The sequence below is a fragment of the Nonomuraea endophytica genome, from assembly GCF_014203235.1.
Classification (GTDB): Bacteria; Actinomycetota; Actinomycetes; order Streptosporangiales; family Streptosporangiaceae; genus Nonomuraea; species Nonomuraea endophytica.
This window is the reverse complement of the sequence record NZ_JACHIN010000009.1, coordinates 218,980-233,591: the sequence shown is the minus strand read 5'-3', so window position 1 is coordinate 233,591 and position 14,612 is coordinate 218,980. Positions and strand designations below refer to the sequence as shown.

Genomic DNA, 14,612 nt, shown 5'->3' with positions numbered 1-14,612 from the left:
GGGCGAGTTTACTTGCTCACAAGGTGCAAGCAGGTCACTGGGCGAAAGGCGCCGCGAGCGCGCAGATAGCGGTCGGAGCCCTTGGGGCAGGCTCGGGCCGAGGTCTCGAACGAGGTGACGCGGGCCCAGGCGCGCGGCGACGCGCACGGCACGCCCGCGATGGCCGAGCGCATGACCACGCCCTTGCCCGGTTTGGCGACGCACATCCCCTTGGCCAGGACGTCGCCGCCCCTGCCCAGGCAGACGACGCCGTCCCTGAGCGCCAACGCGTCCAGGGTGGCGGCCGGGCAGCCGTCCGCTTCGCCGGTTATCGCGACGGCCCTGCCGTACCAGCTGGAGCTTGTGCAAGGGCGCTCGCGGCCGTCCAGGGCCACGCAGTCGCCCGCGCGCAGCACACCGCCGCCCGCGCCCGCGCGGCCGTGATGGGGCTCCAGGAACGCGCGCACGCAGGCGGTACGGCCCCGCCCGACCCGCACCACCTCGTCGGTGTCCTCGGGACACTGGCCGCGGCCGGGCGGGTCGGCGGCCAGCGTGAGGACCTCGGCCTCGCCCCTGACGCACGGCGCCAGCGCGAAACGGGCGCCGTCGCGGCTCACGCAGGCGCCGGGCGACCACATCAGCGTCTGTCGGGACGGCTGGACGGGAGGTGGCGGCGGGGGTTCGGAGCGGCCCGCGATGACCGTGCTCGCCGCGGCGACCACGACGGCGGCCACCGCGACGGTGGCGGCGAGCGAGACGATCATCCGCGATCCGGTAGCCATATGGGTACTCTGAGTGACGCGAGATGTACCGCACAAGCGGAATGCACAAGCGTGTCGGGAAGATCCACTGGCCGATGTCGTGCGACCATGCGTGGAGTGGATGTCGTCTCTCTTCTCATCGGACTGGCCGTCGGTGTCGCCATCGGGTTCCTGCTGGCGCGGACCAGGATGGCGGTGCGGGTGGCCGAGGCCGACGCGAGGGCGAAGGCGGCCGCCGACAAGCTCGCCTACGTCGAAGGGCAGCTCGCCGAGCGGTTCCAGGCGCTGTCGACCCGCGCGCTCGACGTCAACAACATCCGCTTCCTCGAACTCGCCGAGACCCGCTTCGCCGCCACCCGCGCCGAGGCCAGCGGCGAGCTGGAGCAGCGCAAGCAGGCCGTCGAGCACCTGGTCGAACCGTTGAAGGACCTGCTGGGCCGGGTCGAGACGCAGCTTCGCGACAGCGAGTCCGGCGCGCGCGCCGCCCGCGCCGAGCTGTCCCAGCAGATGGAGTTCGTACGGCAGAGCAACGAGCAACTCCGCTCCCAGACGACGGCGCTCGTGCGCGCCCTGCAGCGGCCGGAGGCGCGCGGACGCTGGGGCGAGCTGCAGCTGCGCCGCGTGGCCGAGATCGCCGGCATGCAGCGCCACTGCGACTTCGACGAGCAGGTCACCGAGGGCGCCCATCGCCCCGACATGGTCGTACGGCTGGCCGGCGGCAAGAACATCGTGGTCGACTCCAAGGTCTCCCTGGCGGCCTACCTGGAGGCCGCGGAGGCCGCGGACGAGTCCCTGGCCTCGGTCCGCCTCGACGCCCACGCCAAGCACGTGCGCCAGCACATCGACCAGCTGGCGGCGAAGGCGTACTGGCAGGGGTTCAACCCGTCGCCCGAGTTCGTGGTGCTGTTCATCCCGGGCGAGGCGTTCCTGGCGCCGGCGCTGGAGCGCGACCCCGGGTTGCTGGAGTACGCGATGATCCGGCGGGTGCACATCGCCACCCCGACCACGCTGATCACGATGCTGCGCACCGCGCACTACGCCTGGCAGCAGGCGGCGCTGAGCGAGAACGCGCGGGCGGTGTTCGAGCTGGGCAAGGAACTGTACGAGCGGCTGTCGTCGCTGGGGCGTAACGTGGACGCGCTGGGAAAGGCTCTGACGCGGTCCGTGGAGGCGTACAACAAGACGGTCGGTTCGCTCGAAAGCCGTGTTCTGGTCACGGCACGCAAGCTTCACGATCTCGGCGTCGTCGACGGCGACCTCGACGCGCCCGAGATGCTCGAAGGGCTGCCCAGGCCCCTCGCCTCCCCCGAACTACTGGAAACCTCGTCTCTGATTTCGCAGGCGAACGGTAAGTTGGCCAACGGGTCGCAGTAAGGGGGGCGGGACCGGTGAGTGGGAAAGGCAGGCGTTCGGCTGTGAAGCTGACCGCCCGGGGCGCGGTCGCGCTCGCCTTCGTGGCCACCGTGGCGGGATATGTCCTGGCATCGGTGTTCGGGCTGGGGTTCCTGATGGGGCTGGTCTTCATCGCGGGGAACCTGTTCGGGGCGATGCTGGTCAACCGGCGCGAACTGTTGTCGCTGGTGGTGACGCCGCCGCTGGTGTTCTTCTGCGCCACGTTCATCGTCGAGCTGCTGCGGGCCTTCAGCTCCGCGTCGGTGCTCGGCTCGCTCGCGCTCGGCCTCTACACCTCGATGTCGGCGGGCGCGCCGTGGCTGTTCGCTGGGTCGGCGATCGTGCTGGCCGTCGCGTGGCGCCGCGGGCTGCGCGACAACGTGCGCGACCTGCGCGAGGAGCTGCGGTCCGTGACGGACGTGCCGCGTCCGCGCAGGGAGCAGGCCTTCGCGCCCGAGCCCGAGGGCTACTTCGAGCCTCGCGTGTACGGCACCGCCCGCCGCGACGAGCCCTGATCGCCCCTTGTCGTGGGCCCGCCCAGGACCTTGATCCCTTGTGGCGGGCCCGTTCGGGTTCAGGAGGCGCGCAGGTCCTTGCGCAGCTCGTGGGGCAGGGCGAAGCGCACGCGCTCGTCCACCGGCTGGACCTCGCGCACGTCGTCGAAGCCGTGCTTGGCCAGGCGGACCAGCACCTCCTCGACCAGCTCCTCGGGAACCGAGGCGCCGCTGGTCACGCCGACCGTGTCGACGCCCTCCAGCCACTCGTCGCGGATGTCGGCGGCGTAGTCGACCAGGTAGGAGGCGTCGGCGCCGTAGTCCTTGGCCACCTCGACCAGGCGCTTGGAGTTGGAGGAGTTTTCCGAGCCGACCACGATGACGAGCTGCGACTCCGCCGCGATCTCCTTCACCGCGACCTGGCGGTTCTGGGTGGCGTAGCAGATGTCGTCGCTCGGCGGGTCGAGCAGCGTCGGGAAACGCTCCTTGAGGCGGTTGACCGTCTCGACGGTCTCGTCCACCGACAGGGTCGTCTGTGAGAGCCAGACCAGCCGGCTCGGGTCCTTGACCTGGATGCGGTCGACCGAGTCGAGGCCGTCGACGAGCTGGATGTGCTCCGGGGCCTCGCCCGCGGTGCCTTCCACCTCTTCGTGGCCTTCGTGGCCGATGAGCAGGATGTCGTAGTCCTGGCCGGCGAAGCGCTTGGCCTCGTTGTGGACCTTCGTCACCAGCGGGCAGGTGGCGTCGATCGTGCGCAACTGCCGGTTGCGGGCCTCCTCGTGGACCGCCGGGCTCACGCCGTGGGCGGAGAAGACCACGATCTCGCCTTCGGGGACCTCCTCGGTCTCCTCGACGAAAATGGCGCCTCTGGCTTCGAGCGTCTTGACCACGTGGGTGTTGTGGACGATCTGCTTGCGCACGTAAATGGGGGCGCCGTACTGCTCCAAAGCCTTCTCGACCGCGACCACGGCTCGATCGACTCCGGCGCAGTAGCCGCGGGGCTTGGCCACGAGGACGCGTCGGCTGGTGGGGGTCTTCGGCTCCATGCTCCCTATGCTACGTGGAGCGGCGAACCGGCCGGCGCGTGCGTGCCCGTTACGCGTTTGCCAGACCAGCCGTCCAATACGGGCCCCCCGCCCCGCGTAAACCAGGGAGTCCTCATGTCCCTCAGCGACGTGATACGGAACATCGCCAAGACCATCACCGACAAGGAAAAGGCCAAGGAGCTGCCACTCGTCGTCATCCAGTCCACGTTGAGCGCCGCCGGGCAGGCGTTGCTGCTCGTGGACCGGGTCAAGAACTCGATCAAGGGGCTGGGCCGGCGGGAAGAGGTCGAGGAGACCAAGCGTCCCGCCACCGAACAACTGGCCGAGAGCGCGGAGGAGAAGCCCGCGCGCAGGGAGCCGGTCATCTTCGCACCCCGCCCCAGCGCCACGGGCACCGCCGAACCCAACGGCACCGCCCCGAAGACCAAGGCCGACCCGGTCATCTTCACCCCGACCACCAAGCCGGACCCCGCTCCCACGGCCACCGAGCCCGCCCCTGCAGCCGAGCCCACCCTTGCAGCCGAGGCCACCAGCACGGCCGAGGCCACCACCGCTTCCAAGGCCGAGGCCACTGCGGCGGCCAAGCCCGCTGTTGCTGCTGAGGCTGTTTCGGTCCCTGAGGCTGTCGAGGTCAAGCCGGTTGTCGTGGAGGAACCGGCTGCCGCGAAGCCCACCGCCGACGAGGCCGCTGCCAAGGAGCCCGTCCTCGAGGAGCCTGCCAGCAAGGAGCCGGTCGCCAAGGAGGCCGTCACCGAGGCGGTCGTCGTCGAGTCGGCCGAGCCCGTGGCCAAGCGCACGACCACCAAGCGCGCCACCAAGCCGAAGACCGCGACCCCGGAGGCCGCCACCACGGCTGCCGCTTCCGACGCCGCGACCGAGGCTGCGGCTGGCGCCGAGGTGCCGGTCAAGAAGCCTGCGCGGAAGGCGCCCGCCAGGACCGCTGCCACGAAGCCCGCCGCCGCCAAGGCCGCTGCTTCCAAGGCCGCAGCCTCGGAGCCCGCCACATCGGAGCCCACTGCTTCCGAGGCTGCTGCTTCTAAGCCAGCCACTTCTAAGCCCACTGCTTCTAAGCCCACTGCTTCTAAGCCTGGCGCTTCGAGGGCCTCTGGGGCCAAGCCTGCGGCCAGGAAGGCTGTTGCCGAGCCGGTTGGTGGGGAGGCTGTTGAGGGGGCGGGAGCCGTACCTGGGGAGCCTTTGGTGGGGTATGGGGAGCTGACGGTGGCTTCGCTCCGCGCGAGGATGCGTGGGAAGAGCGCGGCGCAGATCGGTGAGCTGCTCGCCTATGAGCAGGCCACGCAGGGGCGGCCGGAGGTCGTGAAGATGTACGAGAACCGCCTGGCCAAGCTCGAAGCCGGAGAATAGTCGGCCGGGCACCGTAGTCTGCCGCCATGAGCTCGAAGACCTCTCCCGAGTCGCCCTTGCCGATCCGTACGGTCCTGCAGATGGTCGGCGGCTGGATCGGCAAGCTCGGCACGGTCTGGGTCGAGGGCCAGATCACCGACCTGAGTGCGCGCGGCGGCACGGTCTTCCTGACCCTGCGTGACCCGGTGGCCAACGTCAGCGCGCGGGTCACCGCGCCGCGCGGCGTCTACGAGGCGACCGTGCCGAGGCCGACCGACGGCGCCAGGGTCGTCGTGCACGTCAAGCCGGACTTCTGGGTCAACAGGGGCTCGTTCGCGTTCACCGCCCTGGAGATCCGGCCGGTCGGTGTGGGCGAGCTGCTGGCCAGGCTGGAGCGGTTGCGGCAGCTGCTGGCCGCCGAAGGGCTGTTCAACGCCGACCGCAAGCGCAGGCTGCCGTTCCTGCCGGGCACGATCGGGCTGATCTGCGGCCGTGACTCGGCGGCCGAGCGCGACGTGCTGGAAAACTCGCGGAGGCGCTGGCCGGCGGTGCGGTTCAAGGTCGAGGAGGTGGCCGTCCAGGGCCCTTACGCCGTGGGCGAGGTCACCGAGGCGCTCGGCAAGCTCGACGCCGACCGCGAGGTCGACGTGATCGTGGTCGCGCGGGGCGGGGGTTCGCTGGAGGACCTGCTGCCGTTCTCGGACGAGAGCCTGGTCAGGGCGGTGGCGGCCTGCCGTACCCCGGTGGTGAGCGCGATCGGCCACGAGCAGGACAGTCCGCTGCTCGACCTGGTGGCCGACGTGCGCGCCTCCACCCCCACGGACGCGGCCAAGAAGGTCGTGCCGGATGTCGGCGAGCAGCTGACGCTGGTGCGGCAACTGCGTGACCGGGGGCGGCGGGTGGTGGGCGGCTGGCTCGACCGCGAGATGTCGTGGCTGACGTCGGTGCGTTCGCGCCCGTCGCTGGCGGATCCGGTACGCGAGCTGGAGCGCCGGGCCGAGCAGGTCGACGCGTTGCGGGACAGGACGCGGCGGAGCCTGACGGGTTCGCTGGACCGGGCCTCCGACTCGCTGTCGCACCTGCGGGCCCAGCTCGTGGCCTTGTCTCCGGCGGCGACGTTGGAGCGCGGGTATGCGATCGTGCAGCGTCCGGACGGGGACGTGGTGCGGCTGGCCAAGGATGTGGCGCCCGGTGATGTGCTGACGATCCGGCTCAGCGACGACCGACTGGCTGTACGGGCCGAGGGCGGCGGTTCGGGTGCGGGTGGCTCGAACGCGAGCGGGTCGGGCGCGGGCGGTTCCGGTGCGGGCGGTTCCGGTGCGGGCGGTTCCGGTGCGGGCGGCCGAGGCGGTAAAGGCACGGGTGGTCGTGGCAGTACGAGCGCGGGCGTCGGTACGAGCGCGGGCGTCCGTGGCGGCGCGAGCGACGGCGGCGATGCGGGCGCGGGGGTTGAGGCGGCGGCTAAGCCTGCCAGGAAGCCTCGTAAGAAGGCGGCGGCTGAGCAGCCTGCCCTCGACGAGCCTTAGGCGAGCCAGGTCAGGGCCGGGTACGGCTGGGTGAAGCCCATCGAGCGGTAGAGCGGCTCGCCGTCGGAGGTGGCGTGCAGGTCGACGCGGGTGATGTCGTTGTCGCGGTACCAGCTCATGAGGGCGTCCATGATGGCGCGGCCGTGGCCCTGCCTGCGGTGGCGCGGGTCGGTGGCCATGCCGAGGATGTAGCCGAAGCGGCCGTCCCAGCGGCCGGGGCCGGGGAAGCGCTGGAAGATGAACCCGATCCCGCACGCGGCCAGCCCGTCGTCCCCGTCGATGACCAGCACGGCCACGTCGGGGTCGCCGAGGCGTTCGTGCAGGCTCTTGGCGTACGGCTCCTGCCAGTCGTCGTCGGCCGGGGCACCGGCGTCCTCGGCCATACGGTCGGCGAGGACCTCCCTCAGGCGGACCAGCTCGGGGATGTCCGCACGCGTGGCGGGTCGAACGGTCACATCTGCCTCCACACGCTTTGCCTCCACACACCGCGAAAGGTCGTACCGGCCCGGTCATCGGCGGGCCAGGGCGCGATTGTCAGTGTCTGACTCTAGGGTGGGTCGCGTGGCAGACGAGAACGCACCCGGGGCCTCCTCCGACAGGACACCGTCGTACGAGCAGGCCCGGGAGGAGCTGACCGAGGTGGTGCACCGCCTGGAGACGGGCGGGCTGACCTTGGAGCAGTCGATCGAGCTGTGGGAGCGGGGGGAGAAGCTGGCCGCGGTGTGCGAGGAGTGGCTGCAGGGGGCCCGCGTCAAACTCGCCGCCGCCATGGCCCGCCGCACCGAACCCTCCGAGGACGCACCCTTCTAGGCTCTGCGCCTCTGGCTGTGCGCCTCTAGCCGTGCGCCGCGTGGCTCGAAGCTGCCGGTCTGCGCCTGGTCCCGACTTTGGTCTGCGTGGAGCGGGCTCGTGGACTCGCCGCGTGGCTCGGAGCTGTTGGTCTGCGGTTCGGGCTTGTGGACCTGTCGCTTGGGTTCGGGGGCTGTTGGTCTGCGCTTGGTTTGGGCTTTTGGGCTGCCGCGTGGCCGGGCCTCTGGACCACGCGGGCGGCCGGCGGGGCGGTCGTTACGGTGGCCGGGCACGCACGCTGGACGACCGTTCCCCTGGACGGGGCCCAGCCACGGGCGGCGGGTGGGGCTCACTTCGCTGGGCCGTAGAGGATGGGCGGGGTTTTGGGCGCGCACGCGAGACGCCCACGCGACGCCCATGGACCGCAGCAAGCGGGACGCTCGACAGCGAGGCTGTCGAGCTCAGGCGCGGTGGAGCGAGAGGACGGGGATGCGACGGGTGGTCTTGGCCTCGTATTCGGCGAAGCCGGGGGCGATGGCGACCATGCGGGCGTAGAGCTCGTCGCGTTCCTTGCCGTCGATCTGCTGGGCTTTGGCGGAGAACGTCTCGGTGCCGATCTCGGCGGTCAGTTCCGGGTGGGCGAGCAGGTTGTGGTACCAGGCCGGGTGGTGGTCGGCGCCGCCGTTCGAGGCGATGATCACGTAGCGGTCGCCGTCCGGGAGGTACATGACGGGCGAGGTGGTCTGGTTGCCGGTCTTGGCGCCCTTGGTGGTGAGCAGGACGAGGTCGTGGCCTTCGAAGTATCCGCCGACCTTGCCGGCGTTGGCCCGGAACTCCTCGATCACCTGCTGGTTGAAGTCGTTCGGCATTGCCACTCCCAAAATCGATAAGCGGAGAACTCTCCGAATAGAGTAACCGGAGAGGTCTCCGTTTCCAAGTGGCTATGCTCAAGCTGTGCGCGAACGCCAGCAACTCCCTGTTCTCGGGCAACCTCCCCCCGAACGCGCTGATGCCGCACGTAATCGGCAGAAGATCGTCGACTGCGCCGCCCGCATGATCGCCGAGCGCGGCGCCGAGCAGCTCTCGCTCGACGAGGTGGCGCGCGAGGCATGCGTGGGAGTCGGGACCGTCTACCGCCGCTTCGGCGACCGCGCTGGACTGATCTACGCGCTCATCGACGAGCGGGAGCGGCACTTCCAGGCGGCGTTCCTCAGCGGTCCCTCACCGCTGGGGCCAGGTGGCACGCCCGGTGAGCGGATCTCCGCGTTCCTGCGCGCGCTCGTCGATCACTTCTTCGGGCAGGAAGAACTCTTTCTGCTCCTGGAGAAGAGTTCGCCGAAGGCCCGTTTCGCCGGGCCGTACCACGTCTACCACGCCCACCTGACCGCGCTGCTCGCCCAGCTCCGGCCGGGCGCCGACCAGCGGTTTCTGGCCGACGTGCTGCTCGCGCCCGTCAACGTGGGCCTGCTCAACTTCCAGCGCACCGAGCGCGGTTTCACGGTCGAGCAGATCAAGGACGGGCTCGACGCGCTGGTCCGGGAGATCGCGCGGTAGCTCAGGCCGGCTTGGGGACCTCGCGGAGGGTGGCGGCCAGCTGGGCGAGTTCGGGCCAGTCGGCCGTGCCGGTGACCACGAGCGTGACTCCGGGCAGAGTTCTGATCAGGGTGCGCTGGTTCTTGTCCTCGCGGAAGCGCTTGTCCCAGGGCTGGCCGTTGACCTGCTCGGTGCCGACGGACTTGTCGCTGTTGGCCATGCGGTTGCCGAACCCGGCGCCCGGCTGCTCACCCGACTGGGCGAACATGGCGTGCTCGCGCTTCGCGGTCGCGTACCCCAGATAGAGGACCTTCGCGCCGTTCGCGCCGTCGGCGATGCGGTTGCTGTTGGGGACCCAGCCGCCCGGGTCCTGGGCGGGGCCCCACACCGTGTACGGCACGGCCCTGTTGAAGTTGGCCAGCGTGATCGAGTAATCCCGCTTCGGGATGCGCTCGGTCCTGCTCTGGGGCGTCATCAGCAGGAACAGGCCCACCGCCGCCAGGCAGACGAACAGGGCCACCGCGTAGGAGTAGAAAGTTCGGGTCAACCGCACAACTGATGAGGCTACCCTGCCGGGGCGACGGGTCGGAGTTGGCCGATGATGGCGAGGACGTCGTCGGCCAGCTTGCGGTCGCCGGAGAGCGTGACCTCGTTGACGGCCGCGGCCAGCGCGCCGGTGATGGCGATCACCAGGGCGGGCTGGCCCTCGAACAGGGCGGCGTTGCGCGAGGCCCACGTGCGCAGCCGGTCGCGCATGACGACCTCGAAGCCGGGCGGCCCGTCCCCGCGCAGGAACAGCGCGGCCAGTTCGCGCTCTTCCAGGCAGCCGTCGAGGTAGGCGCGGGCGGCGCGCAGGAAGACGCGCATCGGGTCCTGTTCGCCCGTTTCGCGGGCATCGCGGGCGGCCCGTTTGGTCCGCTGCGTCTGTCTGCCCTGGAAGTCCTCGAACAGCGTGAGGTAGAGGTCGGCCTTGCCGGAGAAGTGGTGGTAGAGGCTGCCGACGCTGGCGTTGGCGCGCGCCACCACATCGGTCACGCCCGCCTCGGCGAATCCCTTCGAGACGAAGACCTCTTTGGCCGCCGTGAGGAGGCCGACACGGGTGGCCGCGCCCCGGCCCGTCACCGCCCGTTCCACATCGCTGCTCATGAGAGGCACATTATCCTCCGCTGACCGGGGATAGAGGGGCAACTACGATCGAGGCAGTTGTCCACGAGGAGGCCCCACCATCATGTCCGATCAGACGTCTGTACCCGCAGCGCTGGCCACGGGCGAGCACGCCCCTGATCGAAACCTCGCCATGGAGCTCGTCCGCGTCACCGAGGCGGCCGCGATGGCCGCCGCGCGCTGGGTGGGCAGAGGCGACAAGAACGGCGCGGACGGCGCCGCCGTCAACGCGATGCGCCAGCTCATCAACACCGTGTCGATGAACGGCGTCGTGGTGATCGGCGAGGGCGAGAAGGACAAGGCGCCCATGTTGTTCAACGGCGAGCGGGTCGGTGACGGCAGCGGTCCCGAGTGCGACGTGGCCGTCGACCCGATCGACGGCACCCGGCTGACCGCGCTCGGCATGCCGGACGCGGTCTCGGTGATCGCGGTGAGCGAACGCGGCTCGATGTTCGACCCGTCGGCCGTTTTCTACATGGAGAAGCTCGTCACCGGCCCGGAAGCGGCCGACGTGGTGGACATCGAGGCCCCCGTGGCGGCGAACATCCAGGCCGTGGCCCGCGCCAAGGGCTCCTCAGCCGCCGACGTCACCGTGGTCATCCTCGACCGCCCGCGCCACGACCAGATCGTCAAGGAGATCAGGGAGACGGGCGCGCGGATCAAGTTCATCCCCGACGGCGACGTGGCCGGCGCCATCATGGCCGCGCGCGCCGGCACGGGCATCGACCTGATGCTCGGCATCGGCGGCACGCCGGAGGGCATCGTGGCGGCCTGCGCGCTCAAGTGCCTGGGCGGCGTCATCCAGGGCAAACTGTGGCCGCGTGACGAGGCCGAGCGGCGCAAGGCACTCGACGCCGGCCTGAACCTCGGCCAGGTCCTCACCACCAACGACCTCGTCCGCTCCGACGACGTCTTCTTCGCCGCGACCGGGATCACGCAGGGCGAGCTCATGCAGGGTGTGCGCTTCCGCGGCGGCGTGGCGGTCACGCACTCGCTGGTGATGCGCGGCCGTTCCGGAACGATCAGGAAAATCGAGAGCGAGCACCAGCTCTGGAAGCTGCGCGCCTACTCCGCGATCAACTTCGACACCGCGGGCTGAGCCCGCTTTCCCGGCTTCCGGTACGGCCGGCCGTACCGGAAGTCAGCGGCGGCGCTTACGGCGAGGCGGCTCCTTGACCTTCACGTCGCCCATGAAGTTGGTGGTGCGGACCTCGACCACCGGCCCGTCCGGCTCGGTGGGCTGCTTGGTGAGACGCACGGTCTTGTCCTTGGCCACCCGGATCACCTCAAGACCCTCGGGCACGTGGATCTCCAGCCCGCCGAGCACCAGCGTCGCGTTGATGATGACGCGCCGGTTCTGCAGGATCGCGTCCCGCAGATCGAGCTTGGTCGTCCCGAACATCGCGGTCACGGCGAGCTCCGCCGGAACCACCCAGCGGCCGCCGCGCTCCTCCTTCTTGAAGATCGCCGCGACCGGCCGCCCGTCCAGGAGCAGCGGCTGTTCGTCGGCGGGGAGCAGGTCGACGGTGAGTCCCGCCAGGTCGCCGAGGGTGCGGGCGGAGTAGAGGACGCCGAGGCGTTCCTCCAGCTCGTCGAGGGTGATGCGGCCGTCGGCGTGGGCGTCCTGGAGCACTTGGGCGACGCGCTCGCGGTCGGCGTCGGAGGCGCGCAGTTCGTGCGGCTGGGGCAGGTCGCTCGGGCGCTGCTGGCCACGCGCCGACTGCCATTCCTCGGCCAGCCGCTCGCCCACCTCGGCGAGTTTCGGCAGCCAGGATCCGGGACGTTCATTCACACTTCGACGATATCCGGCGCGCGGCGGAAACTGTCGGTGCCGACGCCTAACGTTTCGGCTCAATGAAGGGTGGGGCCGCTCACGTCCAGCGTGGTGAGCACCTCGCCGTCCTCGCCGAGCGCCTCCACTTCGGGTGCCCGGCGGGCCGACCAGACCACGATCAGGAAGCCGTGGAAGGGGACTTCGATGAGGCGTCCGCGCACCCGCACCCGCCGCACCTCGGCCGAGGCGGTCAGCTCGGCGTGCCGTAGATACCAGCCGGTCCAGGGCAGCCGGTGCTCCGGGTTCATCAGCACCCCGCCGTTACCCGGGCAGCGCAGATAGTCCTCGGGCCCTTTGGCGGGCACCCGGCCGACCAGCGGATACTCGATCGTCCCGCCTCCGCCGCCGCCCCGGTGCTCCCAGTCGCCGCCGCGCTTCTTGAACAGGTGGACCATGATCATGGGCCCGCCGCTGCGGTCGGACAGCAGCGCCACCGCGCCGCCCTCACCCGACCTGTCCATGGCCAGCGGCAGGTAGCCCCGGCCGGCGTCGAACGCGGTGCGGGCTTCTTGCGGCATGCCGTGATCGAGCAGGTGTCGGCATTCGGCAAGCATCCCCTTGTCCATCTTCCGAACGTAACCCTCCCCCACCTCCGGGATAAGCCCTTCCAGATTTCCAGCTCCGGACAGCGGCGGAATCCGGTAAGGATCTCGGCCGTTGTCTTCTTCATGGAGAGAGCGGCGCGGGTGGGGCTCGGGGCGGTCGTGGCCGGGGTGGCGGTGATCATCGGGCTGGACCTCGCCTACCTGGGCGAGGCCAATCCCCTGCGCCGCACGATCAGCGAACACGGCCTGGGCGACCAGGGATGGATCTTCGGACTCGGCGTGGGCACGCTCGCCATCGGCTCGGCGGCGATCGGGCTGTCGCTGGCCAGGCGGCGCATCGCGGGCTGGTTCGGGACCGTCGCGCTGCTGGCCTGGAGCGTGGGGCTGCTGATCACGGCGTCGTTCCCCAAGCACGACTGGGCGGTCGGGCCGAGCCTGAGCGGCAGCATCCACCGGGTGGGCAGCTTCATCGCCTTCCTGAGCCTGCCGATCGCGGCGCTGGTCATCGCCCGGCCGTGGCGGCATCGGCATGGGATGTCCTGGGCGGCGTTCCTGCTCGGGCTCGGGTCGGTGATGTGGGTGGCGGGGATCGGCGCGGTCATCATGCTGGCCACCCGCAACGGTCTCGCCTGGTGGCAGGTCATGCCGCTCGGCCTGGTCGAGCGCGGCATGGCCGCCACGGAGGTGGCCGCGGTCATCGCCCTGGGCGCCTGGGCGAGCTTCAGGGGTCCCGCACGGGCTCCCGCCGTCGTCCCGGTGCGGGAGGCGGCCGCCGGTTGAGCACGCCCAGGCCGGACGGAGCGTTGAGGGTGGTCAGGCCGTACGGCGCGGTGCGCGCGCCGAGGCCGGACGGGGTGTGGTCAGGATGTGCGGAGGGCGGCGGCCAGGTCGGTGACGTAGCCGCGGAAGATCGTCGGCATGTCCACGCGGTCCGGGTCGAGGAGCCACTGGGTCTGCAGGCCGTCCATCATGGCGATGAGGCGGTCGGCGTGGGCCTCGGCGTCGAGGTCGGCGCGGAACTGGCCGTTCTCGGCGCTGCGGCGCAGGGCGGCGGCCACTCCTTCGCGCAGGCGGTGGTAGCGGTTCCTGGCCCACTCGTGGCCGGGGTGGTCGGCCGTCACGGCCTCACCGCTGATGACGGAGAACAGTTGCACGAGACCGGGCACGCGGGAGTTGTACTCGACCACGTCCACCAGCATCTTCAGCATCTCCTGCCCGTCGCTGACGTCGAAGCCGTAGCGGCGCATGTCCATCTCGTCCCGGTAGTCGAGGACGGCCAGGAGGAGGCGTTCCTTGCTCTTGAAGTGGTGGAGCAGGCCGGCCTGGGTGAGTTCTGCGCGTTCGGCGATCCGGGCCAGTGACGCGCCGCGGTAGCCGTTCTCGGCGAACTCGAGCAGGGCGATGGCGAGGATGCGCTCGCGCCGTGCCTCCCCAGTGGCGTATCCCCGGCGTTTCACCCCGGCACCTTACCAGGTCACATAATTGCAACAAACCTACCAACTAGTCAGGGGTTGACTAATCTTCCCGGCCATGGAAATCCGCCCCCGCTGGACGCTCGCCCTCGGCCTCGTCCTCCTCGTCCTGGGCGCCGTCTTCACCGGGATCATGCTGGCCGACCCGGCGGCGCCGTTCACTCAAGGCTTCGACACCGCGTGGCACGAGGCCGTGCTCGGCACCCGCAACGACGCGCTCACGCTGCTGGCCCACGTGCTCAACCTCAGCGGCGGGCGGGGCAGCATGGTGATCATGCTGGTGCTGATGGCCTGGTGGCTGGCGACGGGGCGGCGCTGGGGCGCGGTGCTGCTGCTCACCGCCGCGTCCGCCACCACCGTCGTGGCGCAGGCCGTCAAACGGCTGGTCATGCGCGAACGGCCGGCCGACCCGCTGGTCAGCGTGGACATCGGCTCGTTTCCTTCCGGGCATGTGGTGACGGCGGTGACGTTCTGCCTGGTCATCGTGGCCGTGATGGCCGCCGGGAGCCCTCGGGCCGGCCTGCTGGCCACCGCCGTCTTCACGGTCCTGATGGTCTGGGACCGCACCTACCTCAGCGCCCACTGGTTCTCCGACACGATCGGCGGCGCGCTGCTGGGCGGGGGCACGACGCTGCTGCTGTGGTGGGGGTTCGCGCCGCTGCTGCGCAAGGACCTGGTCAGGAGACAGGCCCAGGCACTAACCTGACGCAACCTCACGTTTACTGCAGGAGGCACG

The 14,612-nt window shown here is 70.5% G+C and carries 17 protein-coding genes and 1 pseudogene; 9 read left to right on the top strand and 9 right to left on the bottom strand.

The features are described from left to right. Positions 1-8: 8 nt before the first annotated feature. A complete protein-coding gene (locus HNR40_RS31595; RefSeq protein ID WP_184967758.1) occupies positions 9-761 on the bottom strand; it encodes a hypothetical protein in 753 nt (250 codons plus the stop codon). Between the two features lie 87 nt (positions 762-848). Between HNR40_RS31595 and HNR40_RS31590 the strand changes: the two genes are divergently transcribed. Then, positions 849-2,114 (top strand): DNA recombination protein RmuC, encoded by a 1,266-nt coding sequence (locus HNR40_RS31590; protein ID WP_184967753.1) that lies wholly within the window; start codon positions 849-851, stop codon positions 2,112-2,114. A gap of 41 nt (positions 2,115-2,155) precedes the next feature. Then, the gene (locus HNR40_RS31585) at positions 2,156-2,647 is read left to right on the top strand and encodes a DUF6542 domain-containing protein (protein ID WP_312896584.1); all 492 of its coding nucleotides are present in this window, start codon (positions 2,156-2,158) and stop codon (positions 2,645-2,647) included. Between the two features lie 59 nt (positions 2,648-2,706). Here the strand turns inward: HNR40_RS31585 and HNR40_RS31580 are convergent, their stop codons facing one another. Continuing rightward, the gene (locus tag HNR40_RS31580; RefSeq protein ID WP_184967750.1) at positions 2,707-3,672 is read right to left on the bottom strand and encodes a 4-hydroxy-3-methylbut-2-enyl diphosphate reductase; all 966 of its coding nucleotides are present in this window, start codon (positions 3,670-3,672) and stop codon (positions 2,707-2,709) included. 114 nt (positions 3,673-3,786) lie between these two features. Between HNR40_RS31580 and HNR40_RS31575 the strand changes: the two genes are divergently transcribed. Further along, positions 3,787-5,034 (top strand): hypothetical protein, encoded by a 1,248-nt coding sequence (locus tag HNR40_RS31575; RefSeq protein ID WP_184967748.1) that lies wholly within the window; start codon positions 3,787-3,789, stop codon positions 5,032-5,034. Positions 5,035-5,060: 26 nt separating this feature from the next. Beyond that, a pseudogene (gene xseA / locus HNR40_RS31570) lies at positions 5,061-6,257 on the top strand (exodeoxyribonuclease VII large subunit); the annotation flags it as partial. Positions 6,258-6,535: 278 nt separating this feature from the next. Here xseA and HNR40_RS31565 read toward each other — a convergent pair. Then, a complete protein-coding gene (locus tag HNR40_RS31565; protein ID WP_184967746.1) occupies positions 6,536-7,006 on the bottom strand; it encodes a GNAT family N-acetyltransferase in 471 nt (156 codons plus the stop codon). Positions 7,007-7,100: 94 nt separating this feature from the next. On the opposite strand from HNR40_RS31565, the gene HNR40_RS56615 reads away from it, so the two are divergent. Beyond that, positions 7,101-7,349 carry an exodeoxyribonuclease VII small subunit gene (locus tag HNR40_RS56615; protein ID WP_312896583.1) on the top strand — a complete coding sequence of 83 codons (249 nt, stop codon included), beginning with the start codon at positions 7,101-7,103 and terminating at the stop codon, positions 7,347-7,349. 440 nt (positions 7,350-7,789) lie between these two features. Here the strand turns inward: HNR40_RS56615 and HNR40_RS31555 are convergent, their stop codons facing one another. Further along, positions 7,790-8,197 (bottom strand): nitroreductase family deazaflavin-dependent oxidoreductase, encoded by a 408-nt coding sequence (locus HNR40_RS31555; protein WP_184967742.1) that lies wholly within the window; start codon positions 8,195-8,197, stop codon positions 7,790-7,792. Between the two features lie 85 nt (positions 8,198-8,282). On the opposite strand from HNR40_RS31555, the gene HNR40_RS31550 reads away from it, so the two are divergent. Next, positions 8,283-8,882, top strand: coding sequence for a TetR/AcrR family transcriptional regulator (locus HNR40_RS31550; RefSeq protein ID WP_184967740.1), 600 nt, complete (start codon positions 8,283-8,285; stop codon positions 8,880-8,882). A gap of 1 nt (position 8,883) precedes the next feature. Here HNR40_RS31550 and HNR40_RS31545 read toward each other — a convergent pair whose 3' ends face one another. Then, positions 8,884-9,414, bottom strand: coding sequence for a DUF4245 domain-containing protein (locus tag HNR40_RS31545; RefSeq protein WP_184967738.1), 531 nt, complete (start codon positions 9,412-9,414; stop codon positions 8,884-8,886). A gap of 11 nt (positions 9,415-9,425) precedes the next feature. After that, a complete protein-coding gene (locus HNR40_RS31540; RefSeq protein ID WP_184967736.1) occupies positions 9,426-10,007 on the bottom strand; it encodes a TetR/AcrR family transcriptional regulator in 582 nt (193 codons plus the stop codon). Positions 10,008-10,089: 82 nt separating this feature from the next. Between HNR40_RS31540 and glpX the strand changes: the two genes are divergently transcribed. Next, positions 10,090-11,124, top strand: a complete 1,035-nt coding sequence (glpX, locus tag HNR40_RS31535) for a class II fructose-bisphosphatase (protein WP_184967734.1) — start codon at positions 10,090-10,092, stop codon at positions 11,122-11,124. A gap of 42 nt (positions 11,125-11,166) precedes the next feature. Here glpX and HNR40_RS31530 read toward each other — a convergent pair whose 3' ends face one another. Together HNR40_RS31530 and HNR40_RS31525 are read right to left on the bottom strand one after the other, a co-directional pair. Further along, positions 11,167-11,817 (bottom strand): DUF1707 SHOCT-like domain-containing protein, encoded by a 651-nt coding sequence (locus HNR40_RS31530; RefSeq protein ID WP_184967732.1) that lies wholly within the window; start codon positions 11,815-11,817, stop codon positions 11,167-11,169. A 59-nt stretch (positions 11,818-11,876) separates the two neighbouring features. Continuing rightward, entirely contained in the window at positions 11,877-12,425 is a 549-nt protein-coding gene (locus tag HNR40_RS31525; protein ID WP_184967730.1) for a hypothetical protein, read from the bottom strand. A 102-nt stretch (positions 12,426-12,527) separates the two neighbouring features. On the opposite strand from HNR40_RS31525, the gene HNR40_RS31520 reads away from it, so the two are divergent. Then, positions 12,528-13,184, top strand: coding sequence for a DUF998 domain-containing protein (locus tag HNR40_RS31520; RefSeq protein ID WP_184967728.1), 657 nt, complete (start codon positions 12,528-12,530; stop codon positions 13,182-13,184). A gap of 80 nt (positions 13,185-13,264) precedes the next feature. On the opposite strand, the gene HNR40_RS57430 is transcribed toward HNR40_RS31520, so the two are convergent. Continuing rightward, positions 13,265-13,861 (bottom strand): TetR/AcrR family transcriptional regulator, encoded by a 597-nt coding sequence (locus HNR40_RS57430; protein WP_184967726.1) that lies wholly within the window; start codon positions 13,859-13,861, stop codon positions 13,265-13,267. Between the two features lie 73 nt (positions 13,862-13,934). On the opposite strand from HNR40_RS57430, the gene HNR40_RS31510 reads away from it, so the two are divergent. Continuing rightward, positions 13,935-14,582 carry a phosphatase PAP2 family protein gene (locus HNR40_RS31510; RefSeq protein ID WP_184967724.1) on the top strand — a complete coding sequence of 216 codons (648 nt, stop codon included), beginning with the start codon at positions 13,935-13,937 and terminating at the stop codon, positions 14,580-14,582. Positions 14,583-14,612: the final 30 nt, after the last annotated feature.

Bases quoted from the DNA above. Each gene is read 5' to 3' on its own strand.
- HNR40_RS31595 (WP_184967758.1), bottom strand. From the start codon at position 761: ATGGCTACCGGATCGCGGATGATCGTCTCGCTCGCCGCCACCGTCGCG.
- HNR40_RS31590 (WP_184967753.1), top strand. From the start codon at position 849: ATGCGTGGAGTGGATGTCGTCTCTCTTCTCATCGGACTGGCCGTCGGT.
- HNR40_RS31580 (WP_184967750.1), bottom strand. From the start codon at position 3,672: ATGGAGCCGAAGACCCCCACCAGCCGACGCGTCCTCGTGGCCAAGCCC.
- HNR40_RS31575 (WP_184967748.1), top strand. From the start codon at position 3,787: ATGTCCCTCAGCGACGTGATACGGAACATCGCCAAGACCATCACCGAC.
- HNR40_RS31555 (WP_184967742.1), bottom strand. From the start codon at position 8,197: ATGCCGAACGACTTCAACCAGCAGGTGATCGAGGAGTTCCGGGCCAAC.
- HNR40_RS31540 (WP_184967736.1), bottom strand. From the start codon at position 10,007: ATGAGCAGCGATGTGGAACGGGCGGTGACGGGCCGGGGCGCGGCCACC.
- glpX (WP_184967734.1), top strand. From the start codon at position 10,090: ATGTCCGATCAGACGTCTGTACCCGCAGCGCTGGCCACGGGCGAGCAC.
- HNR40_RS31525 (WP_184967730.1), bottom strand. From the start codon at position 12,425: ATGGACAAGGGGATGCTTGCCGAATGCCGACACCTGCTCGATCACGGC.
- HNR40_RS31520 (WP_184967728.1), top strand. From the start codon at position 12,528: ATGGAGAGAGCGGCGCGGGTGGGGCTCGGGGCGGTCGTGGCCGGGGTG.
- HNR40_RS31510 (WP_184967724.1), top strand. From the start codon at position 13,935: ATGGAAATCCGCCCCCGCTGGACGCTCGCCCTCGGCCTCGTCCTCCTC.